The organism is Ruegeria sp. YKSD179 (genome assembly GCF_059612885.1).
Genome location: NZ_JBXWRL010000062.1, coordinates 19,998 through 27,643, shown reverse-complemented (window position 1 = coordinate 27,643; position 7,646 = coordinate 19,998). Strand labels below are relative to the sequence as shown.

Here is a 7,646-nt window from a genome sequence, read left to right as displayed (position 1 = left end):
GACAATTGTGACCAGTGTGGCACTGACCACCGTGTAAACTGCCATTACCCACTGCAAGCCTGACGGGCCTAGATCAAATTCAGCCTTAAGGTTGGGAAGAATGGTCGCCACTGCCGTCGTGTTGAATCCGACCACCATCATGCAAATAGCGGTCATGGCCAAAACCACTCGCGCGCCGCGCATATCAGACGTTTCCTTGGAAACTTTCATCTAAAGCCCCGCCTCACGATGTCTCCACATTACCGGCCCGGCAAAGGCGACTGGTTTGATCTAAATTTAGCTCCTCCGAGGATAACTTATAGACAATAAATCGGTTTTTGTCGCCGATTGATGTCAGTCAGGTAATTTGGGTACTCAGATCCAATAGGAAAGGGCCAAAGGCAGAACGATTATGGTCGTCAACGTTGAGACCAGGATAAAACTGGCGACATCCGGCCCGTATTCCGGAACATGCTGATCAATGAACAAATAGGTCGCCACAGATGACGGCATCAGACAACAAAGGATCAACGCACCTCGTTCAACCCCAGTAAATCCGAAAATCCAGATCAGCGCAGAGGCAATGATAACTGCCATGACAAGGTGCAGCGCCGTCAAAAGAACAGCACGCGCAAGGCTATTTACACGCAAAGTGGCCAGGGTATGCCCAAGCGTGAGCAACATCAGAGGGATCGATAACCCTCCCAAAATATCAAACGACTTTGCAATTGGCTGCGGTAAGCTTTGCCCTGTAGACATCAAGATCAGCGAAAAAATTACCGCGTAAATAATCGGCGACGTTGCCAGCTTTTTGGGCGAAAACTCTCCTGCCGGAATCCACATACCCACGGTAAAAATGCTGATGAGCACCACCACAACAAAGGCCATTGTATAAGCCATTCCCGCGTCGCCCAGCGCCAACAAAGTGATCGGCAAGCCGATATTACCCACGTTGCCGTGCATCAGTGGTGTCAGAAAGGCACGTACTGGCAGATGTAGCACCTTCAGTACAACGAATCCCAAAACTCCGAACCCCGTGACGGCCAATGCCGCAGCGGTCATCATGTCAATAAACGTGCCAACCGCTAGTTTGGTCGTGGACAAATGCGAAATAATCAAGGTCGGGTACCCGACTTTTGAAACGATCCCGCCAATCACCTTGTTGTCAAACGGTGCGTCGATCAAAGCAAGGCAGTAACCAACGCCGGCGCAAATCAAAACTGGCAGTACCACATTCAGAACATTGAGAAACAAGTGATCCAATCCCAGCCCTCCGCGCCGTTGAAGTCACACTGAGACCTGACCAGGGTTTTGGCAAGAAGGCGAATTTGAAGAGACGAGCGGGTCTCGGACCATCGAATTCAAAGCTGATATTGCTATAAACTACGGCTTAGAGTTCTTCCCTTCCTGCGCCACACAACATATAGTGGCTTACAACAACGTGTGGGCAAACACGGCGGGACTTGGGAATACAGGCATGGCACATATTATTGTGGTCGGAAACGAAAAGGGCGGTGCAGGTAAATCGACCGTCTCAATGCATGTGGCAACCGCACTTGCCCGATTGGGGCACAAGGTCAGCACACTCGATCTGGATCTGCGTCAACGAAGCTTGGGCCGTTACTTTGAGAACCGTATAAATTTTATGAACGGTTCGGGGATTTCTTTACCAAGCCCGCGCCATCATGACTTGCCCGAGATTGACGCAAGCAGATTGAAACCGGGTGAAAACATCTATGATCACCGCCTTTCCGCGGCAGTTTCAGAGTTAGAAAGTGACAGCGACTTTATTTTGATCGACTGCCCCGGCTCACACACGCGCCTAAGTCAGGTCGCGCATTCCCTGGCAGACACACTTGTCACACCATTGAACGATAGCTTCATCGATTTTGACCTGCTTGCCCGGATTGACTCCAAGGGCGAGAAAATTCTTGGCCCGTCCGTGTATTCCGAGATGGTCTGGAACGCGCGTCAGCTTAGGGCGCAGGCAGGGTTGAAACCTATAGATTGGGTCGTGGTGCGCAACCGTGTCGGTACACAGCGCATGGTCAACAAGGAAAAGATGCAGCGCGCTATTGAGATGCTGTCGCAACGGATCGGCTTTAGGGTTGCTTCCGGCTTTTCCGAGAGAGTTATTTTCCGCGAATTGTTCCCACGTGGACTGACACTATTGGACCTAAAAGACATCGGTGTAAAACAACTGAATATCTCCAACATCGCGGCACGACAGGAATTGCGCGATATGATGAAGGAACTGAACTTACCCGGCGTAGAAATAGACTTTTGATTAACGCACACGGCTGAGTTGCGGCAAGGTCCGATCACTTTCTACAGTAGGGGGAATAGTTTGCGTTTAGCTTCTTAACAGTCAGGAAGCCTATTGGTGCGATCGAAGGCATATCTGACATTGCCTTTGTATTGAAAAGAAATCACTTTATGCTGGGGTTTGCCCCATGGCGAGGCGAACGCAATACCGCTCTCGCATTGTAGACCTTGGCAACAACACCATGTCAGCGAACAGCGAATGACGCTCGTTTATAACTTCAACATCTCAACTCAATGCATGCGGCCCTTTTTCACAGCCTATGAATTGTAAAAAGCTCTTTGGGTTCGGCCACGCCCCGCAACATGTAGCGCCCTACCGAAACCAGATCGTGTTCGCACGGTTGCGCCGCGCGCGCCACGTCATCTGACAAAAGAATCCGTTGGCCCAGCGAACGGTGCATTCCGGCAATTCGAGCTGCTTGATTAACCGTCGGTCCAATTACAGTGAAATCCAACCGGCTTTCTGCGCCTATGTTTCCGTAAAGAATTTCTCCGGCGTGCAAAGCCAGAGTGAAGTTAGTCACTGGCAGAGAGTCTGCCAGGCGTCGGGTGTTTAATTCTGCCATTCTTTTTTGCAGGGCAGCCGTCGCGTTCAGCGCCGCACGCGCATCGGCGTCGATCTCGCCCACATCGAAAATGGCCATAAGCCCATCGCCCATGAATTTCAGGATACTGCCGTGGAATTCGTGAACGACGTCGACCGCGACAGCAAGATAATCATTTAACATGTCAATGATCTCAAGCCCGGGCAACTCTTCGGACAGGCCAGTAAATCCTTCCAAATCAAAATTCCAAACCACAGCGTCAATCTGCTGCAAGGAACCCCTTCTAATTTCGCCAGAAAGCACTCTTTGACCTGCGTCACTTCCCAGATAAACCCTCATCAGGTCTCTCGCCACGGTCGCGCTGGAAGCAGATTTCAAGGCCAGACCCAGATGCGGCAAAGAACTTACTATCAAAGAAAGATCTTGAGGCTGGAACCCTTTCGGCGCATTTGTCGCCCATGACATTAAAGCTCCATCAATACGCCGGTTTTCACCTAGTTGATTGAGTTTTGCGGGCGCGCCAAAATTGATTCCAGTCGCATAATACTCGGTCGCGCCTTTTTCACGCAGTTCGTTAATCAACGGAAATCGACTGGCCGTGTTCTGGTCAACTAAACGTTCGTGAACTGCATCCAATCCCTCATTAAGTATGGCATAGAGCGGACTTTGCCGCCATTGCTGGCTAGGGGTTTCGCTATAGTCGAATGTCTGAAAATCTCCGCCCTGATCATGATACCAACTGTAACCGGTGCCGCCATAGGCCGGATGCAGAGCAGGTTGCGCCGAATGAAAACGCATAAGCGGTACATCCAGATCCAACAATTTTCTACAATAGCCGTCCAGAAGATCATGCTCGCCGGTTCCTTCCAGACCACGCGTTACCAGCCAATTTATGAGATCATTGGATTTCGCTGAATCGGTGTCTACGGCTGCCATAGTTCAATCCTACCTCATTGAGACTCACATCTGGTGGCCATGACCTCGAAATTCCAGTGGTCAATCCAATCCAGCCAAACGTCGCAACATAGTGCGCAGCAATTCCGCCTCTGCAGTGGTGAACTGCGCTGCTAGTTTGCCGTCGTAATTCCGCGCGATTGAGCGCAGCTCACGATAAGCGGAAGTGCCCATTTGAGTCAGCGAAAGACGCTCGACCCTCCGATCATTTTCATCTCGGATTCGTCTGAGAAACCGACGTTGTTCCAGTTTATGTACTGCGCGACTGATCTTGGTTTTGTGAATCTTGGCTCTTTGACCGATGTCTCGCGCTGTCATTTCGCCATAATTTCCAAGGTGAAACAGCACCCGCCATTCCGTACGCAGCATTCCAAATCGGTTCTTATAAACCTGCTGAAACTCAAGCGAGCTTGCCTCGGCCGCCTGATTCAGCAGGAAAGGCAGAAAATTCTGAAGGTCGAATTCATCTTTTTCGTCGTTTTTTGGGTGTGTCATCCTTGTTAGTTACAAAAACAACTATTATCCGACAAGCAGGAAAGAGAGGACCGCGCCATGAATCGCCCCACTGATCCGCATCATTTGACCCAGGCTGCGACGCCTGTTGGAACCCACGCCGGATACATGCCCGGCTTTGGCAACGATTTTGAAACCGAAGCTCTGCCAGATGCTTTGCCACAAGGGATGAACAGCCCGCAAAGATGCAATTATGGCCTGTATGGTGAGCAGTTGAGCGGAACTGCCTTCACCGTCCAACACCCAGAGCGGACATGGTGTTACCGTATCCGCCCTTCGGTAAAGCACTCGCACCGATACGAGAAGATCAATCTTCCCTATTGGAAATCGGCACCAAATGTCGACCCAGATGTGATCAGCCTTGGTCAATATCGTTGGGACCCTGTACCCCATTCTGCTGTTGGGCTGACTTGGCTGACAGGCATGCGCACGATGACCACCGCAGGCGACGTGAACACTCAAGTTGGCATGGCAAGCCACATTTACTTGGTTACCGAATCGATGGTGGACGATTATTTCTTTTCCGCCGATTCCGAACTGTTGGTTGTACCACAGGAAGGCCGTCTTCGATTTGCGACAGAATTAGGAGTCATTGATCTCGAGCCAAAGGAAATTGCTATTCTCCCGCGCGGACTGTTGTACCGCGTCGAAGTTTTAGAGGGTCCGGCGCGAGGGTTCGTTTGCGAAAATTACGGACAAAAATTCGAATTGCCTGGGCGAGGACCAATTGGCGCCAATTGCATGGCCAATCCGCGCGACTTCAAGGCACCTGTCGCAGCTTTTGAAGACCGCGATGCGCCTTCAACCGTCACGATTAAATGGTGTGGTCAATTCCACACCACCAAAATCGGTCATAGTCCTTTGGATGTCGTTGCTTGGCACGGAAATTACGCGCCGTACAAATATGATCTTCGAAATTATTGCCCTGTCGGAGCCATCCTTTTCGATCACCCGGACCCTTCGATCTTTACCGTATTGACCGCCCCGTCCGGGCAACCCGGCACCGCAAATATCGACTTTGTTCTGTTCCGGGAACGCTGGATGGTGATGGAAGATACCTTCCGTCCGCCTTGGTATCACAAGAACATCATGTCCGAGTTAATGGGTAACATCTACGGCCAATATGATGCCAAACCTCAGGGTTTTGTCCCCGGCGGCATGAGCTTGCACAATATGATGCTACCACATGGGCCGGACAAAGAAGCTTTTGAAAAAGCTTCGAATTCCAACTTGGGACCTGACAAGCTGGATAACACTATGTCATTCATGTTCGAGACACGTTTCCCGCAACATCTGACGGGGTTTGCGGCGAACGAAGCGCCGATGCAAGATGACTACATTGATTGTTGGACGGATATCGAAAAGAAGTTTGATGGTACCCCAGGAAAGAAATAGCCGATATGGGCTTTGATATCTGGATCACTTATGTCGCGACCGTCCTGCTATTGATGAGCACGCCCGGCCCCAGCCAATTGCTGATGCTGTCGAATTGTGCTGTCAATGGTCTTGGACGCGGAATATTCACTGCTGCCGGGGATTTAACGGCCAACTTTTTGCAGATGTTGGCGGCCGGCCTTGGACTGGCAGCGTTGATTGCTGCATCCGGCAGCGCATTGACGGTGATCAAGTGGTTAGGTGTCGCTTATTTGATCTTTCTTGGTGCGCGAACGATCCTGAGAGCCAAACGCAAGGCAATGCAAATAGCCGCGCTCGCCAGTCGCAAATCTTTGTGGTTGCAAGGTTTTATTACCTCAGCAGCCAACCCTAAGGCAGTGGTGTTTTTTGCCGCGTTATTTCCCCTGTTCATCGATGGTGCTCTGCCCTTTTGGTCACAATTTGCTATCCTATCCGCCACATACCTGATCTTGGATGCCATGTTTCTTACCGTCTACGGCGGCAGTGCAAGTTGGCTGGCCAAGCGCCTTAAAGGTCCGGCCAGGTTATGGCTGGACCGGATCGGTGGAAGTTTCATGATTGCGGCTGCTATTTTGCTTGGGCTGAAATCCATCCGCCCCGGTTCGTAAACCCGCAGGCGAAACGCCTGTCCGCGCGACAACTAAGGACGAAACATGCCATTGAAATTCTCTTGGGTGACATCTGCCAATGACGCAAGACACCCGTTTCCACTGAATAACCTGCCCTATGGCGTGTTTTCGATTAAAGACGATGAACCAAAGTGTGGTGTTGCGATCGGCGACCTGATCCTAAACGTAACAGAAGCCGAAGCAAGGGGGATAATTTCCCTTTCCGATGAACCGCTCTTCGATCTTCCCTTCTGGAACCCGCTAATGGAACAAGGTCCGGCCGTCTGGGCCGCCCTTCGCGAGCGCCTGACTGAGCTGTTGGCAGAAGGATCAGTAGAACAGGAACGTGTTGAAACGTTGCTTGTTCCACAGGCCGACGTCGAGATGCATATGCCGTTCGCAGTTAGCGAATATACTGATTTCTATGCGGGCAGAAATCACGCTTTTAACGTCGGCACCATGTTTCGTGGTCCGGAAAACGCACTGCCCCCGAATTGGCTGCACATACCAATCGGCTACAATGGGCGCGCATCATCAGTAGTAGTCTCTGGTACAGATATCCGTCGTCCTTGGGGGCAATTGAAGTCACCAGACCATGACAAGCCCGCATTCCTTCCGTGTCGGCGCTTTGACATCGAGCTCGAGATGGGAGCGATCGTTGGCACACCTTCAGACGGTCCGATATCGGTGCAGGAAGCCGACGATCAAATTTTTGGTTATGTTCTGCTTAATGATTGGTCAGCCCGCGACATTCAGGCGTGGGAATATCAGCCGCTTGGGCCGTTTCAAGCGAAGGCCACCGCCACTTCGATTAGCCCTTGGATCGTGACCAAACCCGCCCTTGAACCGTTCCGTTGCGCCACACCAGAACGTGAGTTCGAGTTGCTGGACCACCTCAAAGATTGCGGCCCCATGCTTTATGACATCGATCTAGAGGTAACGATTGCCCCTGAAGGCAAACCTGAAACCACAATTGCTCGGACTAACTATAACCAGATGTACTATTCGGCCGCTCAACAACTGGCGCACCACACGACGTCAGGCTGTCCAATGAATGTCGGTGATCTTCTAGGATCTGGAACGATCTCCGGTGCGTCCAAACCTGAGCGGGGTTCGCTTCTGGAACTCAGCTGGGGTGGGAAGGAACCGATGACACTTGCAACTGGCGAAACGCGTAGCTTCATCGAAGACGGCGACACCCTGACGTTGAAAGGCATAGCCAACGGCGATGGATACACCATCGGATTTGGCGACTGCGTTGGTACCGTTTTGCCTGCCCTTGAAAACCCCTACGCACGATAAGGAA

At 51.4% G+C, this 7,646-nt stretch carries 8 protein-coding genes; 4 read left to right on the top strand and 4 right to left on the bottom strand.

What is annotated here, in order from left to right; all coding sequences use genetic code 11:
- Both AC2FNE_RS21510 and AC2FNE_RS21505 read right to left on the bottom strand, forming a co-directional pair.
- On the bottom strand, window positions 1-210 hold a 210-nt coding region (locus AC2FNE_RS21510), incomplete at its 3' end, for a hypothetical protein (RefSeq protein WP_496806246.1).
- A gap of 144 nt (window positions 211-354) precedes the next feature.
- Complete coding sequence (locus tag AC2FNE_RS21505; RefSeq protein ID WP_496774029.1) at window positions 355-1,242, bottom strand: AEC family transporter; 888 nt, start codon at window positions 1,240-1,242, stop codon at window positions 355-357.
- A gap of 214 nt (window positions 1,243-1,456) precedes the next feature.
- Here AC2FNE_RS21505 and AC2FNE_RS21500 point away from each other — a divergent pair, with 214 nt between their 5' ends.
- Window positions 1,457-2,266: a division plane positioning ATPase MipZ gene (locus tag AC2FNE_RS21500; RefSeq protein ID WP_170476775.1), complete on the top strand. Its 810-nt coding sequence runs from the start codon at window positions 1,457-1,459 to the stop codon at window positions 2,264-2,266.
- Window positions 2,267-2,555: 289 nt separating this feature from the next.
- On the opposite strand, the gene AC2FNE_RS21495 is transcribed toward AC2FNE_RS21500, so the two are convergent.
- Together AC2FNE_RS21495 and AC2FNE_RS21490 are read right to left on the bottom strand one after the other, a co-directional pair.
- Window positions 2,556-3,785 (bottom strand): adenylate/guanylate cyclase domain-containing protein, encoded by a 1,230-nt coding sequence (locus AC2FNE_RS21495; protein ID WP_170608470.1) that lies wholly within the window; start codon window positions 3,783-3,785, stop codon window positions 2,556-2,558.
- Between the two features lie 60 nt (window positions 3,786-3,845).
- Window positions 3,846-4,298 (bottom strand): MarR family winged helix-turn-helix transcriptional regulator, encoded by a 453-nt coding sequence (locus AC2FNE_RS21490; protein ID WP_170608472.1) that lies wholly within the window; start codon window positions 4,296-4,298, stop codon window positions 3,846-3,848.
- A gap of 57 nt (window positions 4,299-4,355) precedes the next feature.
- Here AC2FNE_RS21490 and hmgA point away from each other — a divergent pair, with 57 nt between their 5' ends.
- From hmgA to fahA, 3 genes are read left to right on the top strand one after another with little or no spacing between them, the layout of a single operon-like run.
- On the top strand, window positions 4,356-5,711 hold the full coding sequence (gene hmgA, locus AC2FNE_RS21485) for a homogentisate 1,2-dioxygenase (protein ID WP_170608474.1): 1,356 nt from the start codon (window positions 4,356-4,358) through the stop codon (window positions 5,709-5,711).
- 5 nt (window positions 5,712-5,716) lie between these two features.
- Window positions 5,717-6,340, top strand: a complete 624-nt coding sequence (locus AC2FNE_RS21480; RefSeq protein ID WP_496806245.1) for a LysE family translocator — start codon at window positions 5,717-5,719, stop codon at window positions 6,338-6,340.
- A gap of 45 nt (window positions 6,341-6,385) precedes the next feature.
- A complete protein-coding gene (gene fahA / locus AC2FNE_RS21475) occupies window positions 6,386-7,642 on the top strand; it encodes a fumarylacetoacetase (protein ID WP_170608478.1) in 1,257 nt (418 codons plus the stop codon).
- The last annotated feature ends 4 nt before the right edge of the window (window positions 7,643-7,646 follow it).

Bases quoted from the DNA above. Each gene is read 5' to 3' on its own strand.
- AC2FNE_RS21500 (WP_170476775.1), top strand. From the start codon at position 1,457: ATGGCACATATTATTGTGGTCGGAAACGAAAAGGGCGGTGCAGGTAAA.
- AC2FNE_RS21495 (WP_170608470.1), bottom strand. From the start codon at position 3,785: ATGGCAGCCGTAGACACCGATTCAGCGAAATCCAATGATCTCATAAAT.
- AC2FNE_RS21490 (WP_170608472.1), bottom strand. From the start codon at position 4,298: ATGACACACCCAAAAAACGACGAAAAAGATGAATTCGACCTTCAGAAT.
- hmgA (WP_170608474.1), top strand. From the start codon at position 4,356: ATGAATCGCCCCACTGATCCGCATCATTTGACCCAGGCTGCGACGCCT.
- AC2FNE_RS21480 (WP_496806245.1), top strand. From the start codon at position 5,717: ATGGGCTTTGATATCTGGATCACTTATGTCGCGACCGTCCTGCTATTG.
- fahA (WP_170608478.1), top strand. From the start codon at position 6,386: ATGCCATTGAAATTCTCTTGGGTGACATCTGCCAATGACGCAAGACAC.